Annotated in this window: 16 protein-coding genes and 1 pseudogene; 4 read left to right on the top strand and 13 right to left on the bottom strand. The window is 33.0% G+C overall.

Translation table 11 applies throughout. The features are described 5' to 3' along the window. Positions 1-67 precede the first annotated feature (67 nt). A complete protein-coding gene (locus ACQV2Q_RS06555; protein ID WP_428882304.1) occupies positions 68-1306 on the top strand; it encodes a hypothetical protein in 1239 nt (412 codons plus the stop codon). Between the two features lie 72 nt (positions 1307-1378). Here the strand turns inward: ACQV2Q_RS06555 and ACQV2Q_RS06560 are convergent, their stop codons facing one another. After that, positions 1379-1717 carry a hypothetical protein gene (locus tag ACQV2Q_RS06560; RefSeq protein WP_428882306.1) on the bottom strand — a complete coding sequence of 113 codons (339 nt, stop codon included), beginning with the start codon at positions 1715-1717 and terminating at the stop codon, positions 1379-1381. A gap of 209 nt (positions 1718-1926) precedes the next feature. Here ACQV2Q_RS06560 and ACQV2Q_RS06565 point away from each other — a divergent pair. Continuing rightward, positions 1927-2087 (top strand): annotated as a pseudogene (locus ACQV2Q_RS06565) (mobilization protein); the annotation flags it as partial. A gap of 19 nt (positions 2088-2106) precedes the next feature. On the opposite strand, the gene ACQV2Q_RS06570 reads toward ACQV2Q_RS06565, so the two are convergent. The 8 genes from ACQV2Q_RS06570 to ACQV2Q_RS06605 all read right to left on the bottom strand — a co-directional run bounded on the left by ACQV2Q_RS06570 (position 2107) and on the right by ACQV2Q_RS06605 (position 13147). Continuing rightward, entirely contained in the window at positions 2107-3810 is a 1704-nt protein-coding gene (locus tag ACQV2Q_RS06570) for a UvrD-helicase domain-containing protein (protein WP_428882308.1), read from the bottom strand. Beyond that, positions 3807-5843 carry an ATP-dependent nuclease gene (locus tag ACQV2Q_RS06575; protein WP_428882310.1) on the bottom strand — a complete coding sequence of 679 codons (2037 nt, stop codon included), beginning with the start codon at positions 5841-5843 and terminating at the stop codon, positions 3807-3809. The genes ACQV2Q_RS06570 and ACQV2Q_RS06575 overlap by 4 nt, the downstream gene beginning before the upstream one ends. Before the next feature lie 17 nt (positions 5844-5860). Next, positions 5861-8611 (bottom strand): N-6 DNA methylase, encoded by a 2751-nt coding sequence (locus tag ACQV2Q_RS06580; RefSeq protein ID WP_428882312.1) that lies wholly within the window; start codon positions 8609-8611, stop codon positions 5861-5863. Continuing rightward, complete coding sequence (locus ACQV2Q_RS06585; protein ID WP_428882314.1) at positions 8598-9440, bottom strand: DNA-methyltransferase; 843 nt, start codon at positions 9438-9440, stop codon at positions 8598-8600. Before ACQV2Q_RS06585 ends, ACQV2Q_RS06580 begins: the two co-directional genes overlap by 14 nt. 39 nt (positions 9441-9479) lie before the next feature. Next, positions 9480-9695 (bottom strand): helix-turn-helix domain-containing protein, encoded by a 216-nt coding sequence (locus tag ACQV2Q_RS06590; protein ID WP_428882316.1) that lies wholly within the window; start codon positions 9693-9695, stop codon positions 9480-9482. Between the two features lie 145 nt (positions 9696-9840). Continuing rightward, entirely contained in the window at positions 9841-10227 is a 387-nt protein-coding gene (locus tag ACQV2Q_RS06595) for a hypothetical protein (RefSeq protein WP_428882318.1), read from the bottom strand. Between the two features lie 405 nt (positions 10228-10632). Beyond that, positions 10633-12273, bottom strand: coding sequence for a 23S rRNA (uracil(1939)-C(5))-methyltransferase RlmD (gene rlmD / locus ACQV2Q_RS06600; RefSeq protein WP_428882320.1), 1641 nt, complete (start codon positions 12271-12273; stop codon positions 10633-10635). 76 nt (positions 12274-12349) lie between these two features. After that, entirely contained in the window at positions 12350-13147 is a 798-nt protein-coding gene (locus ACQV2Q_RS06605) for a hypothetical protein (RefSeq protein WP_428882322.1), read from the bottom strand. Between the two features lie 187 nt (positions 13148-13334). On the opposite strand from ACQV2Q_RS06605, the gene ACQV2Q_RS06610 reads away from it, so the two are divergent. Next, the gene (locus ACQV2Q_RS06610; protein ID WP_428873459.1) at positions 13335-14348 is read left to right on the top strand and encodes a glycosyltransferase; all 1014 of its coding nucleotides are present in this window, start codon (positions 13335-13337) and stop codon (positions 14346-14348) included. A 19-nt stretch (positions 14349-14367) separates the two neighbouring features. Here the strand turns inward: ACQV2Q_RS06610 and ACQV2Q_RS06615 are convergent, their stop codons facing one another. The 4 genes from ACQV2Q_RS06615 to ACQV2Q_RS06630 all read right to left on the bottom strand — a co-directional run bounded on the left by ACQV2Q_RS06615 (position 14368) and on the right by ACQV2Q_RS06630 (position 20115). Continuing rightward, positions 14368-14724: a hypothetical protein gene (locus tag ACQV2Q_RS06615; protein ID WP_428873458.1), complete on the bottom strand. Its 357-nt coding sequence runs from the start codon at positions 14722-14724 to the stop codon at positions 14368-14370. A gap of 12 nt (positions 14725-14736) precedes the next feature. After that, positions 14737-15585, bottom strand: coding sequence for an HAD-IIB family hydrolase (locus ACQV2Q_RS06620; RefSeq protein ID WP_428875014.1), 849 nt, complete (start codon positions 15583-15585; stop codon positions 14737-14739). A gap of 119 nt (positions 15586-15704) precedes the next feature. Continuing rightward, positions 15705-17219, bottom strand: coding sequence for a helicase HerA-like domain-containing protein (locus ACQV2Q_RS06625; RefSeq protein ID WP_428882324.1), 1515 nt, complete (start codon positions 17217-17219; stop codon positions 15705-15707). A gap of 136 nt (positions 17220-17355) precedes the next feature. Continuing rightward, positions 17356-20115 carry a SpaA isopeptide-forming pilin-related protein gene (locus ACQV2Q_RS06630; protein ID WP_428882326.1) on the bottom strand — a complete coding sequence of 920 codons (2760 nt, stop codon included), beginning with the start codon at positions 20113-20115 and terminating at the stop codon, positions 17356-17358. Positions 20116-20530: 415 nt separating this feature from the next. Between ACQV2Q_RS06630 and ACQV2Q_RS06635 the strand changes: the two genes are divergently transcribed. Next, entirely contained in the window at positions 20531-23236 is a 2706-nt protein-coding gene (locus ACQV2Q_RS06635) for a cation-translocating P-type ATPase (protein ID WP_428875012.1), read from the top strand. Positions 23237-23658: the final 422 nt, after the last annotated feature.

A 23658-nucleotide genomic window follows, 5' to 3' on the forward strand; every position in this document is an offset into this window, starting at 1 on the left:
CTACTATTTTATTATTAAAAAAAAATTCTGACATATACCTTTTAAGAAATTAAAAGGAGGCATTATTATGTCAGATAATAAAATTAGAGATGATATTCTAAATCTTCTCTATCCAAAAAACGATGAAAAAAGAATTGTTTCTATAAGAATAAAAAGTAAAAAACATACCGTAAAATTTATGGAACTTGAAAGGTTTCAATATTATAATATAAAAAATATTTATATTTCTGTATCTGAAAGGTTCCCTGCATTTAACAATAAAACGAAAAAACCAAATATAGGCTTAGGTAATATTAAACGCATTTCATACATTGTATTTGACATAGATTGTAGTAGAGATATTGAATGGAATTATAAAAAAGCAGAAACTGTTTATAACGCATTAAAAACTTTTAATGTCTTTGATAATATCCTTTGTCCTCATATAGTCCTTAATTCAGGTAGAGGATTACATTTATTCTATTTAATTGAACCTATGTATTTCTATAAAGATAAAACTAGAAAAGAAAAGCAAATAAGTTTATACCAAGATTGTGCGATGTATCTAAAAGAAAATTTATATGAAAAAATATCTGAATTAAAAAATGCAGATGTCTATGCATTAAAAAATGTTGATTTAGATAAAAATGTTGGATCAAATGTACTGCAAATAATAAGATTACCTTTATCCTATAACAAATCAGCTATAGCAAAAGGTACATGTATAAGTATTAAAGATTTTCCTAGATATAATCTTGGTTTGTGGATAAATGAATTAAAGCCAGAAAAAAATGTAAATGAAAATAATTATATCTATAAAACAAGCATTGAAAAACTAAGTTTAAAAAGAATTGCTGATTATAAAACACTAATTAAAATTAGAAAAGAAAATGATACACTTGTAGGCAGTAGAGACAAAATAATGATTCAGGCTGCTTGGACAATTCTTAATGGAAATTTATCTAAAGATATTTTATATGAAATTGGAAGTTTAATAGGTGGAATCTTCGAAAAGGAAAGTTATATAGAATCAAAGTGGAATAGTGCTCAAAAAAATGTAGCTCCTAAATATAAGAAATTAACAAACATAAAAATAATGGAATGGTTAGATATTTCAGAAGAAGAAAGTCAGTTTATGTCGTGTCTAAAACCTTATACTAAAAAAGAGACTATAGTTAATCAAAAAAGAGAAGAAAAAGAAAAACTTATTTTAAAAGTCAAAGAATATTATCGTGAAAATAGTAATATATCTGAAACTGCTAGAAAATTTAAATTATCAAGGAATACTGTTAGAAAATACATTAATTTTGATGTAAATAAAGATTAGATACTAGAAAAATGTTATTTAATAAATACTTTAGCCCATAGTCACATTGTTCTATGGGCTAAAGTAGCTTTACTATAATCTTACAACATTTTCTCTGAAATCTTTAATTATTTGATTTAACACACTGGAAATAGCATTGATTTCATACTTAGATAAGTTGTAATCATGCTTTTGAGATGCTTTATTTGTATACTTTTCATATATTACAAATAATCTCCCAATTTCATATAATTTTACTTCCAGCCTTCTGTTACTCAATTCAAGTTTGTAACAGTTTATTTGGAAATAAAGGTCCTCGTCTTTTTTCTTAAAGAATTTAAAACTTTTTGTTTTGTTGTTTTCCTCACATACCTCCAGTAATTCTTGCATCTTTTTTAGAATCAAAAAATTTCTTTTTTCAAATTCATTCATCTTTAATTCCTCCTAATTTATTAAATTTGAACATCTTTTTTGATGTCATTATATATATGTCAGAAACTTTTTTAGATAATAAAAATAGAAGTATGAATTATAATAAAATATTCTAATTAAAATTATTTATCTTTTTAATGACTCTAGATAAGATAAATTATAAGCATTATATGATTTTTCTTTATTTGCTAACTGTTATCATTTTTAATATTCCTAAATCAAAAGAGATTTTTAAAAAACTTTATTTACTGCAAAAAAAAAAAAGAATACCCTTATGAAAGAGTATTCTCTTAATAAAGAGAAGTTTTCTGAACTTGTTTTATATCAAAAGAACTATAATAGCTATATGGATAAGGAAGTAGAGAGATAAAATCTACTTCTTTTATTCCTTAAATTTTAACTAACTCTGAATATTCTACAATATTTTCTTTTCCAAAAACATCCTGTAAATATTCAACAAAATCTTTTTCAACGGGGATGGTTATCATAATAGCCAATCTTTTCTTAGCTCGAGAGCATCCAACATAAAAAAGATTTCTATTTCTAATAAAAGATTCTAATTGTTTACCAGATAACTCATTTTCCTTCTTATACAAGATGTTTTCAAATCTATAATTGTTCCAACCTTTACCCATTACCATAAATACATTTTCGTATTCTGCACCCTTAACCCCATGGTTTGTTGCATATATTGAGTTTTCATTAAAAAAAGATAATGCATTAATAACCTCACTGTACTTAACTTGGTACAATCTATTAATTTTGGGGTCCGCCTCTCCTTTCTCATATGAAATAAAATTAGATAGTATCTTGTCTGAAATAGGTATTAGTTTACTTTCATAAGCACATTTAAGTACATCATATATTTGTTTTTTTCTTGATACATCTAAACCTTTGTAAAGTTTTTTCCATTCAAGTTTTTTCCCTCTTGCTTCTAAAGGTTGACGATTAGTCCCTAATATTTCAAATAGTAAAGAAGCATTGTTCTCACTAAGTGAATAATAAATTGGTTCTAAGTAATTGTTAAAAAAATTAACATGAGGATCAGTTTGCTCTTTTAAACCATTTTCTAAAACTTCTAACAAATTGCTATACTCTTGTTGTTTAGATAACATCTTATGAGTCAACATAAATATTTTTGTTGTCTCTTCCTTAGCTCCCCACCCACGTTTTTTTAATTCTGCAGATACATTAAGAATATAATCATGTAGAATCAAATCTGGAAGTTCGTCTTTATAATATCCTTTTGGAATACGTGGTCCTAAGTAATTATTTGTCAGGATAACTAATACTTCTCCATCATTTTCATTAATAGCAGATATTTGTGGTAATTCTGGTCTGATATTATTAAGTACTTCTACTATTATCTCCTGAGAACGGAAGTTAGATTTTTTCTTTATCTCCACAATATTTTCACTTTTAATTTCACCACAGACCTTATCAAGTGAATATATGGTTTGCCAATAATCACCAAATAGACCAAACTGTGGTCCTTTATTTTGATTTATAAAGAATTCTAAAAATTTCTCCATAATTATTCTTGATGAATCCTGATATTCATCAATTAGAATTAGTGAGTATTTCTGGCTTAATAATTTTCTAAATTTGATTTTATTTAAAAATAATGCAATTATTTCTATAACATCATCATGGTGTAAATACATAATAGAATCTTCAATATGACGTGTTCCTAATGTATAATTTACTTTATTTATAGATTCTATTTCTTCTTGAGAGAAACAGTTAAATAACTCCAGTGAATTCAATGAAACTATCAAATCTTTCTGAAATCTTTTTATAGCTTCCCAAGCAAAGGCGTGAATTGTACAAGGGATTATTGCACTAGAAGTTGATATTCTTTCTTTTATTTCGTCTACAGCAACATTCGTATATGTTATACATGCTACTGCCTTGTCAAATGAACTAGCATTTTCTTCTAACCAATTAATAACATTTAACAAAGAGTGTGTTTTACCTGAACCTGCCCCAGCTTCTACACAAAAACTTCTTTTTGATTTCAGAACTTCTATAATTTCCCTATCGATACTATCTGCTATTTTTTTTGCTTTTTCATAATTACTTATTTGTTTCATTTAGTCGTTTCCACCCCCAAATTATTAGCAGTGTTTTTTTGAGAGCTTAGCCATACTAGACCTTTTGAAATATATGAAGGGATAGTGTAATTAGAGAAGTCTTTATTAAAAAGCAGATTAAATGCAAAATCTGTTTTGCTCTCCTTATTAGAATCAAACTCAATTTCACTAACATTCTCTTCAATCCCATATAATTCTCGATTCACGTTCATAATTGCCTCTTCAAAACTTCGTGGGTGAATATCATTCTCACGTTCTTGACAAGCTAACCTTAAATTGCAATCTATTAATTCATCTTCATTTTCTAACATATCTGTTATTTTATTAATTAACACTTTGTCTTTCTTATTTAAATCAAATTTATTTCTATACCATCTGTTTATTGTTCCATTAGAACTTCTTTTGGCTTCTGCCCTTCTACAAGCTTTGCCATTTTTATCAACAAAATCTATGTCTGTAATTATTAATGTGGGGATTTCAATAAAGTTTAAAAAGTCAAAAAACTTAAAAGCATACGCACCACCAACTTCAATAATTGTATAATACTGTGATTGTAAAGAAGGATTTTCATTTCCATACTTATCTAAATCAAAGCATTTAATTATCATGTCCTTAATAAGCAACCTCTCCGATGTACCTTCAACTAATATCGCTTTATCACAAAAATACAAATCACAATGATTTAACTTGATATATTGTTGCAGAAATTCAATAGTTGTTCTTCTTTCAGAAGGATCTTCATCTTTTAACTTAAAAGTATCTAAATTTTTACATACAACATTATGAGAACCTTTTTTAAAATATCTTATTTGTGAAAAAGGTACTGTATTTGCAATATGAGAAGAATGTGTTGTGATAATTATTTGTATCGGAACTTTACTATCTTCTACTTTAAGAAAGCTTTCTATATATTCTATAAAAGTTGCTTGTAATTGTGGATGCATATGTGCCTCTGGCTCCTCAATAAACAATAGATGAATCCTTAAATCCCCTTGTTTTAAAGAACGCAAATAATCTTGTAGAATCAAAGAAATTTTTATTAAATTTTTATATCCCAAACCGTTATATGTGTCAGGCAATTCTTCAATATTATCATGGCTCCTATAATTCAATTTTGTTCCAGATATGATACTATTTTCTATATCCAGATCAGTGTAAGCTTTTAACAACAAATCCTCGTCTGATGGGTATCCAAACTGTAACATTGAATCAACAATTGAATCCATATGGACACTAATATCATTCTGCAAATTATATTTAGTCAAATTAATAGTTTTCTTCAAGCTTAATATTGCAGGCTGTATAGAACTTTCTGCTTCTGAAATCTCTGTGTTAAACAGTGAATTTAAAACTCTTCCTAATGGATTTAATTGAGGTTCTTCATTTGATTCTCCTAAATTACGTTCAGCTGTTATTTTCCTTAAATTGAAAAGTCCCTTCAAATTTTCATAACTTTTTAACTGAAAATCATCTTCATTTGTTGGATTTATAGCATAAATTTTTAACTCAAATAGTCGATGAAATTCTCTTTTTATAATTTGTTGTAATATTTGCAAATTATCATCAGATCCAATATTTGTAATTAAATTCTCATACTGTTCCTTTAAATCTAATAATACTGTCTCTATATTAGAAACCGATTCATAAATACATTTAATTTTAGCTACAGTAATCGTCTCGTCTAAATCAATAATAAAATTTGAAAGTTCTCCCAGCGAATCATTTTCATTTCTATCACTATATTCAATCTCTAAAAGAAACTGAGTAAGTTCAACTTTTAATTTTAACTCCTCTACAGATATTTCTTTATTGAAATATCCTTTAATCTGACTATATAGGTTAGCTCTACAGCTCAATGGATAATCATCAAATCTCAATCTTTTAACGCAATTAGTAATGAGGTCAAACACATTCATCACAGTTGTTTTACCAGTATTATTCTTCCCTACAAAAATTGTTTTTGTTTGACTTAATGAAATCTTAGTGTGCTTCAATAGTCTAAAATTTTTTATAATAATATTCTTTATATACATTCAACTAGCCCTCAACTTTATATATTTCTTCTAGATTTGTGCATAGATAAAAATGAGTTCTTTATATCTGCATATATACTGGACAATCCATAGCAGTCTAATACATACTTATCAAAAGCAATTCTGTCTTCCTTATTTAATTCTTGTTCATAATCATAAATTTCTCTTTCAAGAATTGGAGAAAACAATTCTTTAATTTTTTGTTTTTGACATTCATTAAGATTATTTGGATTGAGTATATACATTGAAGCTATACTATCTTTATTAATATCTAAAACTCCCAATCCCCTTCCAAAACCTAAAGCCTCAATGTAATAAATAGATAATATTGAATTTAATAAAGCATGCAATAACTCACGATCCATATTCAAATCCTGAACTCTTAATCCAATTAACCTCTGATTTATGAAGCTTTTTTCTTCAAATTTTCCAAAGAAGAGCCTTTTATCAGGATTCATCATAGTAAAGAAATCAGCCAGCTCACTAGTTTCAATCTCATACCATTGCAAATTTTTTCTACTTAAAACCTCTGGAATTGGCTTACCTACTCCATTAACTTCATTTTCAAACTTCTCAATCCAAGCTAACGCACCCAAATGATTGCTTTCACGCAATTCCTTTTTAGTTTTAGAACAACAAAAAACATCATCCTGTGCTTCCGTTTTTAAAAAATTTACGTTTCTTGCATTCTTCAATACCTTTTTAATAAAAATTTCTTCTATACCATGGTTACCTTGTGGATAAAATAATTGATCCCATCCACGTCGACTTCCTCTAAATATATCAAAAAAATCAGTAATTGGTAGCAAATAATTCTTTGTGTTAATCAACCATTTATTATCATGAAAAAGAGAATTAAGAGATACATTCAAATCAAGAATACTATCGATTTGACACTGACTGTAAATGGTCTTTTTAGCTACTTCTTCTTTAGGTTCAATTTTAAGAATGGAACTTTGAATTATATTATCTTTATATTCTTTTGTAGCACTCAATTCTTCTAAATTTTTATTCCAAATGAAAAAACTAGTATCATAATCTTTTCTTGATAATGAAACTTCTTTTTTCTCTAAAACTAATATTACAGTTATTACATCAGCATTATTAAACCATTTTTTATTCCCGCTGATATGCAAATGTTCTATTTCATAATATTCTTTTAAAGCACTATAAAATATTTTCCCACTTTTTGTTCCCAACCATGAATTAGATGTAATTATTCCTAATCTTCCATTATCATCTAACAAATCATGTAAGGCGAAAGGAATGTAGGTGTAAATATCACCTCTTTTACTTAAAACAATATTTGTTTCATCTTTTACTTTTACAATTATTTTTTCTATTAATCTTTTATCTTTATCATCTAGTCGCTCAAAAGCAATAAAAGGTAAATTAGAACAGATAGTTCCCATTTTAGGAAGATTATATTTAATAATTTCACCATTAGACGGATCCGTGACATTGATTTCATCACTTACTTTTAAATTTAGTGCATTTCTGTTAAATACCTTTAGTGGTTTATTCATTGTTTCTACTGAAGATAAAGCTATTGTGGCTAATTGTAGTGGAAAAGTATCTTTATCTGATGCCCAAGTAGAACTCAAAGCATCTTCAACGTTCATCTTATCTGATTTCAAATCATAACCAGCTTTTGCTATTGTTCCAGTACCACAACAACAATCAACAAAATCCTTTTCAGAATCTAACATTGTTATATTACACAATATATCAGCTAATATTTTCGGGGTAGTAAATTGTCCTCTAATAAGTCGTTTTGATGATGTAACTGAATTCTCCAAGATATCTTGAATTTGATTTTGATCTATTTTGTCAATTCTCATTGATTTTAAAAGATTATTATATTCTATAATTTGATTCCAAGTATCTAAATCAATTAGTTCACTATATTCAATTTTGCAAAATATATTATAAAAGTCACACTTTTCAGTAATTTTTTCAAATACTTCAATAACTGAATTTATGTCTTCATTTTCTGAAATAGAATCAACTAGTCTGGCAGAAGATTGGTATACTTTAATAAGATGAGCAAACAAAAATTTGTTTAACCAATTTAAAATAATCATTTTACCATATGCTATATATGGGTCTTGTTCATCATTAACATATTCAGTCCTTGCTTTTTCCCACCAGTGCATAATATATGCTTCTATAACTCTATTACTATTAGATTTTTTTCTTAATACATTTCCTATGCTTTCCTTATTGTTTTCTATGATATTTGCCATTAATGAATCTGTAACAACCATATCTATTTTCTGTGAACAAATATCACCAGTAACTAAAAATTCATTTACTTGTAATATCACATCTTTTAAAGTTTGTTCCCAGTCATCTTGAAATTTAATAACATCTAACCTCGATGTTATATGACTATTTTCATTCCAGGATTTTTTTATATACCAATTCCCAGCTTTGTCACTAACATATAAAAATGCAGAAGTAAAATTCCAAATCAAAGTACTATTCAAACCTAGATTGTGAGCTTTTCTTTGTGCATCTTTAATAAATACTTCATCTGTAATCGAGGTATCAGGCATTTTTAGTTCCCAGCCTTGTAAAAAAATTGTTTGATTTGAATCACCATATAGTATTAAATCTGGAAACATACGTTCTGTTCCGGTGAGAATTGTAGATTCACCACCTACATTTTTAATTAACAAGTCATGATTATCAACAAATTTATTAATCAAAGAGATTAAGTTTATAGCCCAGCTTCTTTCATTAGCATTAATTTTAATTTGACTCATATTCTATAAACTCCTTTATTAGATTTTCTTCACATATATACTCTTTATCTTCATCAGATAAATTATTATCCCAAGACTGTTTTAATCGTTTAGTTGCTACTTCTATTAAATCGTATTTATGTTTTTTAAACTGATTAGTATCCTCATTCATTTCAATCCCCACAAAATTTCTACCTTCTTCTAAAGCAGAGACTAAAAAACTACCACTTCCAAAAGTATTATCTAAAACTAAATCTCCTTTATTTGTATATGTTCTGACCAAATACTTCCCAAGTTCCACAGGTTTTTGCGTTGGATGATAAACCCTCCCTTCACTTTCAGCTGTTTTAAAATAAATTAAATCTACAGGATATCTTTCACCATTACTCTTTACCCTAACTGGCTCAAAATCTCCATAAGAACCGCTTAGCTGATTTTTTCTGATGCCTTTATCGTATGATTCTCCATTCATCATTTGAGGATTATAGGTTGGTTGTTTTTTGTAAAACACACAAACTTCTTCATATTTTCTCAACGGTTGTTTTTTTGAGTTTAAAAAGTTTGTTGCTTTCGACTTTATCCATATCCATTTATATTTAAAATCATCTATATTACTTAACATCAATCTTGACGTAAATAATCCATGAGAAGTTAACACAATCACTCCATTATCTTTAATTATACGTCTATACTCTTCCCATAATTCATCTAATGGAATTATTGAATCCCATTTATTCTGTGTTGTACCATATGGAAGATCACATAGAATCATGTCAATAGAATAGTCAGGAAAACTCTTCATTATTTCTAAGCAGTCTCCTTCAAATAATCTATTTGTAATATCTTTCATTGAAAATTCCATTTATAAATTTAACTCCCTTAATATACTTTATTTTTTTACTCTTTCCACAATATCAGAAATGTCACAATCAAAATAATCACAAATTCTAAGTAAAGTATCTGTAGTAACATTTTCTGAATTTTTAATTTTATAAAATGTACTCCTACTAATATTAGCTCTGTCCATTAATTCTTTATTACTCATTTCTTCATCTATTAATTTTTTGAATAATTTTTTATAACTAAAATAACTATCTGAAGACATTTTCTTCCCCCATCTATCATTAATTGATATATTTTATTCTATCACATTCTTCTTCTTTTCAATACAAAAAGCATCTCTTAAATGAATTTGATGCAAAAAAACGATGGAATCCGAAGATCACACCGCCAATATTATCTTTCTGCTTCTATTTTTTGTCTGCCTTATCCATATCTTTACCCATATCCTCTGCCTTGTATTTCTTTATTGATCCAAGGATTAATTCTTTTTTAGAACTTTTATCCTGATCTTTCTCTTTTGCTTTTAAGAGTTTTGATGATAAGACTCTTATATTTGTATATTTTTTACCATCATCTCCAAGACCTATCTTTGTTTGCCCAAAGACTTTGATAAAATCTCCCTGTTTAAGATTTTCCATTCCTTTTGCTTTTTCCCCATATGCTGAACAAGAGTGGTATTTCTTCCCTCCTTTCTTATCATTTGAAATCAAAGCAAAGTTATCCACCTTGAGTTTCTCTACTTTATTATCCTTTATCTCTAATAGTTTTGGATTTTTGATAAGATTTCCTACCACATTTATCAGGTCATCTCTTTCTTACTTTATGATAGCTTCTTCTTGTAGTAATCATTGTTCTTTAAGATTTTCTATTGAGTAATCAAATTCTTCACTTAATAAACCTTGTATATCATTGTCCATAAACTCCTCATATAAGATATCTAAGTCATAATTTGAGATATAAATTTTTGCTTGTTTTCAATCGTCTATCATAAATAGCTATCAAAAGTATTTTTAGTTATAATATGCACCTTGTCATTCTCATTACCTAGACGGTTGATTCTTCCATCTCATTAATTTAAATCAGCCGCTCTCCAAGACTCATCTAATTAATCGAAATATTTATTATGTAATTCTTGGACAACAAGTATATAGGTAACTAAAAAAGACGATATAGTACAAAGCTATATCGTCTAAAATTATTTATATCATCCCAAACCACTCTAAAGCCTCTATAATAGCTTTCTCTTTGTCCTCAGGACATATTGGTACTACTTGGTCTTCTTTCTTCGATTTATTATAGTTTTCTCTCTCTATTATACCAAGTTTTCTCTTAACTTGGGCTATATAAAGATTACTTACTTTAAATCCATGTTTATTTAGTACATATTTTTTAATATCTTCATATGTTGCATCTTTTTTTAACCTTATATCTTTTAAATCTTCTTCATTCACTTCTATATCAATATGTTGATCTGTATCAAGTTTGGACAAAAGTGCTACCGCCTCCACATGATTAGTGAATGGGAAAAGATCAACCGGTTGAATACTTTTGACTTGATAGCCCGCTTGAGCAAGTAGTTGACAATCACGCGCTTGGGTAGCTGGATTACAAGAAACATAGACAATCTTAGCTGGATCTTGTTCCACTAAGCTTTCAATAAACTGAGGATCCAATCCCTTGCGCGGTGGATCCACTGTCACCACATCAAAACGAATGGCTTCTTGATTCCATCTTGCTAGCCAATCTTCTGCTAAACCCGCTTCAAAATGCACATTATCTATCTGATTGATTTCGGCATTTTTCTCAGCCATTTCGACAGCTTCAACCACTACTTCCATGGCATAGACCGCTTGAGCATGTTTGGCAAGCGCTAAGGATAAGGTGCCTATGCCACAATAAGCGTCCAATACAGTCTCACTGCCATCTAGTTCTGCTGCTGCAATAGCCAGCTGATATAAACGCTCAGCTTGAGGAGTATTAATTTGATAGAAAGATTGTGGTGATATTCGGAAAGTCATCTCTAACATCTGATCTTCAAAATACTCTTTTCCCCATAAACAATAAGTCTCTTTTCCCATAATAACATTTGTTTTGGCGGGATTAATATTTTGAATAATTGATACCAGCTGAGGAATTTTTTTAATCATCTCTTGCATTAATTCTTCAAGTTGAGGAATTTTTTTAGCTTTAGAAACTAAAATGACCATTAATTGACCACTATAATGGCCTTTTCTTACAATTAAATGACGCATGCAGCCTTTGTGAGCTTGCTCATCATAAGCCGGAATGTGGTACTTTCTTAAAAGGTCCCGAACCATTAGAATCGCTTGATCAATAGCGGGATCTTGAATATGGTAGTCTTCAACTGGAATGAGGTCGTGACTATTTTTTCGAAAGAATCCCGTTTCTAACTTACTTTTAACCATCCGAACTGGAATTTGAGCCTTATTACGGTATCCCCATGGATCATCCATACCCATAGTCGGTTGAATGGTCAATTCTTTAAAATGCCCAATACGTTCAAAAGCATCTCTCACAACCTTTTCTTTAAATGCTAACTGTGCCTCGTAAGACAAGTGTTGTAAGGTCATCGTTCCCGTTTGACGCCCGATATCATCGGTTATGGCTACTCGGTCAGGACTTTTATTTACGACTTTTTCTAACTTTCCAAAGCCATATTTTTTTCCGATTTTTATGACTTTAAATTCAATGTCTTCTTGCGGTAAGGCTCCTTCAATAAAGAATGGAAAGCCCTCAATTTTAGCGACACCCAACCCTTCATGAGTTAAATCTTCTACTCTTGCTTGTAAGAGTTGGTTTTTTTCAAAATTATTTGCCATGTATTGCTCCTCTGTTATTTACCTTAGGTCTTGGTTAAAAAGTTTGGGTCTTGAAGTGAAAGGACTAAATAGAGGATTAACTCTCTTTTAACTTAGCTATTTCTAACTCCAATTGTTTTATTTTTTGCTTAAATTGACTTCGTCTCTGCATCAGACTTTGTCGCATTTTCTCGCCTAATTCATCATTTAGAACGTAATCGCGAATGAGATAGGGAAAATCAGATCGTCTTAAGGCCAATTGATTCCTCTTTTCATATAAAGAGACTAACAAGGCATTCCTCACATCGACTAGTTGGCTTAATTTTAATGGAGACGCTTGAGCATAATCTTCATTTAAATGATCTAAAATCAATTGAAGAATCTCTTTATTATCTCTTTTATAGGCAGTCAAGGCTTTTTGATAAAGTGACTCTTGGTGTTTTGTTTGTAAAGGATATAGAAGAGGATGGACATTAGAAACTATTTGACGGTACATTCCCCGCATCAAGCGCGCCTCTTCTTCTGTTAAAGTATCTTCGTAGATAGAGTGTTCTGCTGATTGTATCTTTTCTTCCGTTTCAATAATTAACTGCTGATAAACAGATAAATCTTTTTCTAACTGTTGCAGTTTTAGCTTTTGATTCTTTTCCTTATAAAGACGTATTATTCTATACTTTCTTTCTAAGAAGACAGCTTGAAAATGAGCTTTTAATAAATTGAGCCATTCTTTCCCAAAATTTAAATAAAAGTGCTTTTCTAAATAAAAACAATCCTTATAAATTAATTCATCATACTCAAATACAGCTTGCGATAAATCCACTTGCAACCTCTCAATTTCTTTTTCAAGTAACGAGCGTCCAGGCAGTAAGAAAATTTGACCAAAATGTCCTGTCATTAAAAAGCCCCCTCTCAAAGTCGCTTTGCTCATCTATTGGATTATACATCAAATCATTGGTAAAGACTAAATTGCTTTAACAAGACTTAGTAAAACTTGTTAAAATAGGGCCTGTTCGATAAAATAAGTATTACATTCATTAAAAATAAGTTTTTTAAGATTTTTAAAAGAGAAAGTAGGTAAGTAGATGCGCGTTTTACTTTATTCAGGCAATCTCGAGCAAATCAAACGCTCAGGCTTAGGCAAAGCCATTCATCATCAGCAAAAAGCATTGGAATATATGGGAATCGATTATACCATGAATCCCAAGGACTCTTTTGACCTATTACATATTAATACCTACTTCCCTAAATCCTATCTTTTAGCAGCCAAATGTCGCCGCAAGAATATTCCAGTCATTTATCATGCCCACTCGACTAAAGAGGACTTTGAGAACTCCTTCCGTTTCTCAAATTTTCTAGCACCTAGTTTTAAACAATGGCTGCTAACTTGTTACCGTTTGGGTGATATTCTCATCACCCCTACTCCATATTCTAAGAGCCTGCTTGAAAATTACGGTCTCGATCAACCGATTTATTCTGTTTCTAACGGGATAGACCTATCTAGATTTCAACCTCTAGACACTGAGAAACTTAAGAAAGTTTTCCGTCAAAAGTACGACTATCAGCCTGATGATTTTGTTGTAATGGGGATTGGACTATACTTAAAACGCAAAGGGATTCTTGACTTTGTTGAATTAGCCAAACGGATGCCTCACATTCAATTTATTTGGTTTGGCTATCTTGACTTGCGCTATGTACCGGATGAAATAAAAAAGGCTGTCACTACGAAATTACCTAACTTAAAATTTGCTGGTTATGTACCTAATGAAGATATACGAGCCGGTTTGTTAGCGAGCAATCTTTATATTTTCCCGACTTTTGAAGAAACTGAAGGTATTCCTGCAATTGAAGCTTGCGCCATGAAAACAGATTTTATTGTGCGTGATATCCCTGTATTTGATGGTTGGCTGGAAGACGGTGTGAATGTTCATAAAGCTATAGACCTTAAAGCCTTTCAAGAAAAAATTCAACTAGCCTATGAAGGCAAACTCCCTTCATTAGTAGAAAAAGCCTATGAAATTGCCATCGAACGCGACCTTCCTCAAATTGGTCGACAGCTATTTTCAATTTATCAAGAAGCTCTGAAAATGAAGGTATAATAATAAACCCCACCGTTGATTAAACCATTGGTGGGGAATTTTTGTCTATATTTTCAAATTTGATTAAAAACTTATCCAGTTGATCTTTATCTCTTGCTTTTTGCGCTTGAGAAATATTAGAAGGATTAAGATAGAAACGAAAAACTTCTTGATCCTCAGCATTTTTAATTTGAATAGCCTCGCCTTCATCAGGATTATCCTTTATACGAGAAACCTGAGGATATTTTGCTCGCCAATATTCAATGGCTTCTTCGGCTACTGCTTGTCTTAAAACTTTATACATTTCTGCTTGATGAGCCGGAATTAAGAAAGCGTCAATTTGAGCCATCTCGTCCATTCTGTTCTTGATGTTTTTCTTTTGCGTTCTCTTTACCATTTAATCAACCTACTATTCTTTAATTGTACGGTATTTTTCTAAAAAGTCTAATTCAAATGATTGTATATAATCTTCTAGCACACAAATAACTGATTGGTCATTATTATTTCCGATTTTATAGCGACATTGCATAGCCAAGTCTTTATCGGCATTATCCATTGCTATACTGTAGTGGACTTGAGCCATCATGCTTTCATCATTCAAAGAATCACCAAAGGCCATCGATTCCTCAGCTTTAATATTGTATTTGTTTTGTAAATAAAGCAAGGCGCTGCCTTTACCACCCTCTTTATTATATACATCTACCCATCCATCTCCTGAAGTAACTGCAGTAACTTCTTGATAACGCTCGTTGATTATACGAGCTAAGACTTTATTGCGGTCAAGCGTATCTTGTGTCGCAATCGCAATTTTTGTTACAACAGAATCTTCAGGCAGTTCAGAAAATTGAGGAATGTAGTTTACATCTTTAGCGTAGCGTGAAATGAAATCAAATAATGGACCCTTAGTGTCTCTAAAATAAGCCGCATCGCCTAATCCTAAAACGGGAGAATAGGCTTGAAATTCATCTAAAAAGTCGATAATTTGGGTAAAACCTTCATATGGAATGCCAATCTTCTTTAAGGTCTGATCATTCTTGACAATGTAATTACCATTATCACAAGCAAAATATAAGTCCGGCCAGACAGACTCTTCAAAGTAATCTGCAATTTTCTGATAAGAATTACCAGTAGCAATTGCCACGATCACTCCTGCTTCTCTTAACCGTTTCAGAACGCGGTTAAAGCGATCCCGATCATAAGTCTTGTCAGTCCTGAGGAGTGTTTCATCAAGGTCAATAGTGATGAGTTTTAATGTCATAGAAATTAATGCTCCTTTTTAATTATTGCTAGAATAAAGTGTTAAACATTTATCATATTGCATCCCTACTGATTATAACATTTTTTTAAGAATCATCATCCTTTATTAATCGCTAAAGTCTACTTTTTGAACATACCAGATATCGAACGTGTGATAACTCGGCCTATCTCGCGACCAACCTGACTCATCATATTTTTAGTAAAGCGGTCAAAATTTGAATCCGTCCGTCTTGAAGCTGTTTTGCCTGACTTCTTAAGCTGTTTAGCTAATTCTGCTTCCAGCTCTTTAATGCGTTGGTTGGTTGAGAGGTCCTCTGCTTTGCCATCAATCGATTTAATCATTTCTTCTTGTGTTTCTTGCATAGCTTGATTTAATTGTTCGTGAGCAGACTCACGATTAATTGTTTCACTATATTTATCTAAGAGTTGTGAGTGGTTAATCGTCTTCAAAATAGTTTGAGGGTCAACAAGGCCCAACTTACTCATCGGAGGATAAATCATAACTCGTTCAGCAACATTTGGTGTGCCTTTTGAATCTAGAGTAGAAACAACAGCCTCTCCGGTGGCTAACGCTTGGAGCACTTTTTCCAAATCAACAGCTGAAGATTCTGCTTGTCGGAAAGTTTGGCTCACTGCTTTGACCACTTTAAGTTCCTTTGGTGTAAATGCTCTTAAGCCATGTTGAATTCGATTGCCTAATTGTGAAGACACACTGTCTGGAAGGTCCATAGGGTTTTGAGTGACAAAAAAGATGCCTACCCCCTTGGAGCGAATTAAGCGAACCATCAATTCTATCTTTTCAACCAGCACCTTCGGAGTTCCATCAAACAAAACATGGGCTTCATCAAAAAAGAAAACCATTTTAGGTTTAGCTAAATCGCCCACTTCCGGAAGACTGTCAAAGAGCTCTCCTAGGAGTGCTAACAAGACCATGGCATAAAGTGTGGGAGTTTGATAGAGCTTGCTGGCATTCAAAATGTTTATAATGCCTTTTCCTGATTCATCTACCCTTAATAAATCTTCAATCTCTAGACTAGGCTCAGCAAAAAAAGCATCAGCTCCTTGCTGTTCTAAAACTACAATACTGCGCAAAATAACACCAATGGATGCTTTGGAAATATTCCCATAACTACCGCTTAATTCTTTGGCATGTTCGCCTACGAAATTTAGCATTGCTCTTAAATCTGTTAAGTCAATCAATAAAAGCCCTTTTTCGTCTGCTACCGAAAAAACCACATTCAAAATACTAGTTTGTGTCTCATTTAAACCTAATAGGTTGGCTAATAAAATGGGTCCCATTTCGGAAACAGTAACTCTCAGTGGCAGCCCTGATTGCCCATGGGCATCCCACAGTTCGATAGGAAAAGCTTGATTATCATAATTTTCATAGTGAGTGGCTTGTAATCTTTCAATAAATGCTTGAGAACTACCCATCTCAGCCAAAGATATCAAATCGCCTTTAATATCTGATAAAAATACAGGTATGCCAGCTAAACTTAGCTGTTCAGCTATAACTTTTAAGGTAACCGTTTTACCCGTTCCGGTCGCTCCCGCTATAAGACCATGTCGATTTAACTTGTCTAAGCTTAATCCAACCGCTTGTGAGCCGTATCCAAACATAAGTTGTGTATCCATGTTAAGCCTCCTCTACTATTCACACTCTCAATTTTAGCATACTCTTATTTACTCATCATCCAATTATCTAACATTTATTAGATTTATTAGACACAAAAAACAACCCCTAAAAATATTAGGGATTGTTTTCAAAAATCTATTTGTCTTTAAATTGATTTCTTTTTCTTAGAGCAATCAGTAGTGCTCCCCCAACTACTAAAATGCCTGCGACTAAGTAAATCACTTTTGAAGTTGTTTCACCAGCTGTTGGTAAATTGCCTTTTTCAGCTTCTTTACGATCGGTTGACTTTTTAACAACAACTGCTTTCCTATCCTCTTGAGTTTGAGTGGTTGTTGATTGATCAGTTTTGGCGTCTTTGTATACTAAGGCTACAATACCAAGGCCTTTGCTTTCAACAGTGGCTGTTTCTCGGTTAAGGCGTACTTTTAATCCTTCAACTTGTTGGCCCATAACTTTCATGGCTAAAAGTTGACTATTAATTGGACGGGTAGGAAGTTTGATTATTGTTGGATTTTCCAATTTTATTTCACTACCGTTTTGATTAAAAGCTTTGATTTCATAAGCTACAAAATCTTTACCTTTCAATTCAGAAGGGAGATTAGCGGCATTTAAATCAACTTTTTGAATAAGAACCCTCTCCACATTTTTAGCGTCTGCCTTGGTTAAGAGGACTTGTCCTCCATTTTCTAAGTCCTTAAAGACCATTTCAGGAACGGTCGCTTCTTCGGTAACAGTCGTTTCCTCAACAGTTGTGGTAGTTGACTCTTGTGTAGTTGATGCTAGTGTCGTAGTTGTTGGCTCTATTGATGTAATCACTTCTTCAGTTGTGGTTGTCGGCTCTGGCGTAGTTGAAGGCTCATCAGTCGTAACATTTTCTTCCAACTGATAAGCTAGTTCAACTTTTTGGTTTGCAACCACTTCAATCGTTTCTGGAGAGAATTGATCTGCACGGTAAACTTCAGGAATAGAAACAAACTGGACTTCATAACTGCCTACAGGCACTTCTTCAATTAAAGCTATTCCATTCTTGTTAGTTTCAACAGTCAACTCGCCAATTTGCATTTGCACATTTGCAACAGCTTGACCTTGACTATTGCTGACAGCTATTGAAACTTGACCCACCTCAGCTTCTTTTTGAATAGTCACAGCTTGTAACTCTGGCGCTTCATTTTCTACAGCTACATCTATTAGATTGCCTTGGGCTACATATCCTTCAGGGGTTTGACTGACTTGGTATTGGTAGTTACCTAGAGCAAGATCACTAGCTGAGGCTAGACCTTGACTATCAGTCGTTATTTCCTGTTCTTGGCCATCTTCAGTATTGATTAAGCGTATGCTCACACCTTCTACCGCTTCAGCCTTTTGATCTTGAACTTTAATCGTCAAAACCGCTTTGGGATCCTGTGTCGTCGTAGTTGGCTCTTCTGTAGTAGGTTCAGCAGTTGTAGTCGGTTCCATTGTTGTAGTCGGCTCTTCTATTTCAAATGTTAAATCAGTAGGCTGATTAACTGAAACTTCAACCCTTTGAACATTGGACTCTAAATCAGCATTTCCTGAAGTCGTCACCAAGGTAACATCGTAATCACCCACTGGCAATGAATCAATAAAGATAGAGCCATTGTCATCAGTCGTATAAACTTGGTCTAACACTTGAACTTCAGCTTGGGGAATTGCTTGACCTTGAGTATCGGTAACTAAGATATTCAGTTGACCAACTTGGTCTAACTTGGTAATACCAATTACTTGACGATTTTCTTCATTAGCAGAAACTTGTGTTTCTAATAATGTTCCTTGAGCTGAATGTGTTTCCGGTGTTTCGATTACTTGATATTGGTAATTGCCAGTGGGAATATCAGAAGCTTGAGCGACACCTAATTGGTCGGATACTAATTCTTGTTTAAATTGAGGATCATCCCGTTTGGTCAATTCAATCTTAACTCCTTCAACCGGTGCTTCCTCTTGATCATATACTTCGATTTGTAAATCAGCTTTAGCTTCTACAGTTGTTTGAGAAGTTGTTGAATCTTCGATAACACCTGACAATGTCAAAGGAAAGTCGTAAGTTTGACCTGAGTAAATCTCAACATTTTCTTCAATTTCATATCCTGACATTGCTTCTGGTAATCGACCAAAATTCATTACATAGTTACCAGTAGGAACTTCTTGAAATTGAGCGATCCCTTGTTCATCGGTTAAAACTTCCTGCTCATTGATCACTATTCCTACATTCGGAACGACATTACCCACACTGTCCTTAAGAATTACATTAACGTTTCCTAATTCGTCAGCAACTTCTGTTTGACTGTTTTCTTCACTATTATCAGCTTCTTGACTACTGTCTGCAGTTGGTGATTCAATCTTTGGTACTTGAGGGTTTTGAACTTGATCACCGACTAAATAAATGTTAAAAATCGGAGGTGTTTCTAAATAATTGCCGTCAATTGTAAAGGCATAATCATATACTATCGTTTGATCGGCCAACTCAACAATTTCTCCTGAATCCTCAGCAATTTCATCAGCCTTCTCTTGTTTTTCTTGAACGATTTGAACTTGATAAGGTCGAACTGATTGTCCTCCCCTTTGAAACTTCCCGTCATCATATAAACGGAAGATATATTCACCAGCAGTCAATTCAATTGGTTGCTGTTCAGTATTGTCACTACGATAAGAATAAACAACCTCTTGACTTGCTATATCAATAATATCATAGGAAATCTCTTTTTGAGCTTGGGGGACATTCTCATCTACTTGTAAAAAAATATTAAAAGTAGGCTCTACAAAATTTTCTTGTGCTTGCGTTTCAACTTGAGCTAAAACTTCTTGGGTTTGAAATATTGGTGCTGCCAATAGGTTGCTCACTAGAACAAATGATAAAATATTTTTTCTCTTAAACATCTTGATAACCTCCTTAAATACTATGTTTCGTCTACAATTATACTTTACCATAAATCAAGAGCCAACGACCTTAGAATGCTTAATTATCAAAATTTATAAAGGTTTTTACTAAATTTCATCAATCTTTCTTCAAATTTGACAACTACTCCTGATTTAAAACTTTGACTATCTTTACAAAAAAATTTGCATAAAAATGTGCTATTGATTATAATTTAGCTAGATGTTCATAAGGGAGTAACTTAAGATAGATGATATCTTGGCTGTATCAACAACGTTAAGTAGTTTTACTACTGGTACAGTCTGAAATAGTGAGACTTATGCCATTGAGCGCAGCTTTGTGTTGCCCAAGTGGCATGAGTCTTTTTTCTATTCGAAGTCAATCTTATAAACACGTTAAATTAAAGGGGGAAAGTGGATGTCTAGCAAAGATTTTGTTGCTTATACTAAATCAAATCAAGAGATTATAAGCGAATTAGATACCGATATTAAGAGCGGATTAAGTCAAACAGAAGTAAAAAAGCGTTTGGAGCAATACGGTGAAAACACCTTGAAAGAAGAAGAAACAAGGTCTCTTCTACAAAAATTTGTGGACCAATTTAAAGATTTTATGATCATTGTTCTGTTAGTTGCTTCTGTCATATCTGCATTTGTTGGATATATGGAGGGAGAAGGACCAACTGATTCAATTATTATTCTGATTGTTGTCCTATTAAATGCAGTGCTTGGAGTTTTCCAAGAGGCTAAGGCCGAAGATGCCATTAACGCCTTGCGTGATATGTCTTCACCTGAAGCCAACGTATTACGCGATGGAGAATATATGAAAATCAAATCAACTGAACTTGTTCCTGGCGATGTAGTTAGTTTAGAAGCTGGTGACATCGTTCCTGCGGACATACGCTTAGTTGAAACCAATTCCTTAAAAGTCGAAGAAGCGGCACTAACTGGCGAATCTGTTCCGGTTGAAAAACATGCCGAAGCGGTTATTGAAAAAGAAGCTGGGATTGGTGATCGATCCAATATGGCTTTCTCTTCAACCAATATTACCTATGGGCGCGCTTTAGGAATCGTCACTCACACAGGGATGGATACAGAAGTTGGACATATTGCAGCCATGTTGTCTTCGACGGAAAAGCAGCTCACTCCACTTCAAAAAGACCAAGAAAAATTGGGTAAAACACTTACCTATTTAATTATCGCAATCGCTATCATAACTTTTATTGTTGGTGTCTTTCTTAAAGGATTCTCGCCAATTCAAATGTTATTAGTTTCTATTTCATTGGCAGTTGCCGCTATTCCAGAAGGCTTACCTGCTATTTCAACCATTATTCTATCTTTAGGCACGCGAACCATGGCTGCCAGAAATGCCTTGGTAAGAACTCTTCCTGCTGTTGAAACTTTAGGATCAACTATGGTTATTTGTTCAGACAAAACCGGTACTTTAACACTGAATCAAATGACTGTTGAAAAGGTTTATTATGATGGTCAATTGCATTATGCTCAAGATCCACTTGATAATAATGGTAAATTTATTTGCTCTTTCGCTTTCCCTAATGACTCTAAAGTCGATGCTCAAGGAAATGTCAACGGTGACCCTACTGAAACAGCCCTCATTCAATACGCCTTAGACCATGGGATGGATCTCAAAGGACAATTAAGACAATTCCCTCGAGTAGAGGAAATTCCTTTTGATTCAGGCCGTAAATTAATGTCAACCATTCATGAGACCGATGATGGCCGTTATCTAGTCTTTGTTAAAGGAGCTCCTGATCAATTAATTAAGCGCTCAAGCTCTATTCAAAAAGCCCAAGAAGTTACTGCAATGACTGCGGCTGATCGAGAAGAAATTATAGAAGTCAATGCTAAATTAGGTCGGCAAGCATTAAGAGTTTTAGCAGGTGCCTATAAAATAATTGATGAGATTCCCGCTGAAGTTACAACGGAAACCTTAGAAAAGGACCTAGTTTTCACTGGTTTAGTCGGTATGATTGACCCAGAAAGAACAGAAGCCAAAGCTTCTATTGAAAAAGCGCGTATGGCTGGTATTCGTACTGTCATGATCACAGGAGACCACGCAATGACTGCTCAGGCCATTGCTGAACGTTTAACTATCTTAGACCCAAATGACAGCGAAAATGAACGTCACGTAATGACCGGAGCCCAATTAGATGAAATTACAGACGATCAGTTAGCTAAAGAAGTTGGAAATTACTCAGTTTATGCTAGGGTTTCACCAGAGCATAAAGTGCGTATTATCCGTGCTTGGCAAGCCAATGATGCCGTTGTCTCAATGACCGGTGATGGAGTTAATGATGCGCCATCTCTTAAACAAGCCGATATTGGTGTCGGTATGGGTATCACTGGTACAGAAGTCTCTAAGGGTGCTTCAGACATGGTCTTAGCTGATGATAATTTCCAAACCATAGTTGTAGCAGTCGAAGAAGGACGAAAAGTATTTGCTAATATCCAAAAAGCTGTTCAGTTCTTACTTTCTGCTAACCTTGGAGAGGTGATCACTTTATTTACAGCCACTTTATTCGGTTGGGTGATTTTAGAACCAATTCATATCCTGTGGATTAACTTAGTAACGGATGTCTTCCCTGCTATCGCATTAGGTATGGAGAAAGCAGAGTCTGATGTAATGTCACACCGTCCACGTACTAAAAAAGATTCTTTCTTATCCTTTGGGGTGGCACCCTCTATCCTTTATCAAGGGATTCTAGAAGCTTTAATTACGCTATTCGTATATTGGTATGCTGCTGAAGGCCCAATGCAAACATCCTTAATAGGAGAGGAACGACACGTTCTTGCTGAGACTATGGCCTTCATTACACTTGGTTTAATCCAACTATTCCATTCATATAACGTCAAATCCGTTTTCGCTTCCCTATTCAGCCGTAATCCTTTTGACAACAAGTGGCTAAACTTAGCCTTCTTAGTATCCGGAGCAATGCTTTTAGGTGTTGTATTAATTCCTGGTATCAGTCAATTCTTTGATGTTCATGCTTTAACAGCTGGACAATGGGGAATTGTTGTCGCAGCCGCCCTCTCAATTGTGGTGGTGGTAGAAATTGTTAAATTTATTATGCGTTTAAGTGGGTTCGCTGACAAATATAATCAATAAGCCTATCAAAAAAGCTGGGACAAAAGGACCTCTCAGCTACCTCAAAATTTACAGCGAGCCTAGATTGGAAAGTAACTTTCCAATCTAGGCTCGCTGCTTTGGGTATTTACGTAGATTATTGGCCATAAATATCCGCTCGACATCGGTCTTAGAAAAGCTATTACGACCGTTAAATATCGCTTGATAAGTGGTGTGTTTTTCTTCACGAGGAATAAAATCCTGGCAATTTTTCGGTGATACTTTTGAGACGACGGCGTTCTTTTTGCGTTCATCCGCTCCGGCAACAGTTTGCGATTCAATCTCTCAGTTAAGCGTTTCAATTTCTTCACTTAAGAGCTGCTGAATCTCAGATTGAATCTGTTTGACTACCTCATGAATCCTCCTAAACACTATGATTTTAAGGGAATAAACAATCCATTTCC

The sequence above is a fragment of the Facklamia sp. P12950 genome (genome assembly GCF_050409465.1).
In the GTDB taxonomy this organism is placed as follows: Bacteria; Bacillota; Bacilli; order Lactobacillales; family Aerococcaceae; genus Facklamia.

What these genes read in the sequence shown, in the direction of transcription:
- ACQV2Q_RS06555 (WP_428882304.1), top strand. Translation starts at nt 68, where the DNA reads ATGTCAGATAATAAAATTAGAGATGATATTCTAAATCTTCTCTATCCA.
- ACQV2Q_RS06560 (WP_428882306.1), bottom strand. Translation starts at nt 1,717, where the DNA reads ATGAATGAATTTGAAAAAAGAAATTTTTTGATTCTAAAAAAGATGCAA.
- ACQV2Q_RS06570 (WP_428882308.1), bottom strand. Translation starts at nt 3,810, where the DNA reads ATGAAACAAATAAGTAATTATGAAAAAGCAAAAAAAATAGCAGATAGT.
- ACQV2Q_RS06575 (WP_428882310.1), bottom strand. Translation starts at nt 5,843, where the DNA reads ATGTATATAAAGAATATTATTATAAAAAATTTTAGACTATTGAAGCAC.
- ACQV2Q_RS06580 (WP_428882312.1), bottom strand. Translation starts at nt 8,611, where the DNA reads ATGAGTCAAATTAAAATTAATGCTAATGAAAGAAGCTGGGCTATAAAC.
- ACQV2Q_RS06585 (WP_428882314.1), bottom strand. Translation starts at nt 9,440, where the DNA reads ATGAAAGATATTACAAATAGATTATTTGAAGGAGACTGCTTAGAAATA.
- ACQV2Q_RS06590 (WP_428882316.1), bottom strand. Translation starts at nt 9,695, where the DNA reads ATGTCTTCAGATAGTTATTTTAGTTATAAAAAATTATTCAAAAAATTA.
- rlmD (WP_428882320.1), bottom strand. Translation starts at nt 12,273, where the DNA reads ATGGCAAATAATTTTGAAAAAAACCAACTCTTACAAGCAAGAGTAGAA.
- ACQV2Q_RS06605 (WP_428882322.1), bottom strand. Translation starts at nt 13,147, where the DNA reads ATGACAGGACATTTTGGTCAAATTTTCTTACTGCCTGGACGCTCGTTA.
- ACQV2Q_RS06610 (WP_428873459.1), top strand. Translation starts at nt 13,335, where the DNA reads ATGCGCGTTTTACTTTATTCAGGCAATCTCGAGCAAATCAAACGCTCA.
- ACQV2Q_RS06615 (WP_428873458.1), bottom strand. Translation starts at nt 14,724, where the DNA reads ATGGTAAAGAGAACGCAAAAGAAAAACATCAAGAACAGAATGGACGAG.
- ACQV2Q_RS06620 (WP_428875014.1), bottom strand. Translation starts at nt 15,585, where the DNA reads ATGACATTAAAACTCATCACTATTGACCTTGATGAAACACTCCTCAGG.
- ACQV2Q_RS06625 (WP_428882324.1), bottom strand. Translation starts at nt 17,219, where the DNA reads ATGGATACACAACTTATGTTTGGATACGGCTCACAAGCGGTTGGATTA.
- ACQV2Q_RS06630 (WP_428882326.1), bottom strand. Translation starts at nt 20,115, where the DNA reads ATGTTTAAGAGAAAAAATATTTTATCATTTGTTCTAGTGAGCAACCTA.
- ACQV2Q_RS06635 (WP_428875012.1), top strand. Translation starts at nt 20,531, where the DNA reads ATGTCTAGCAAAGATTTTGTTGCTTATACTAAATCAAATCAAGAGATT.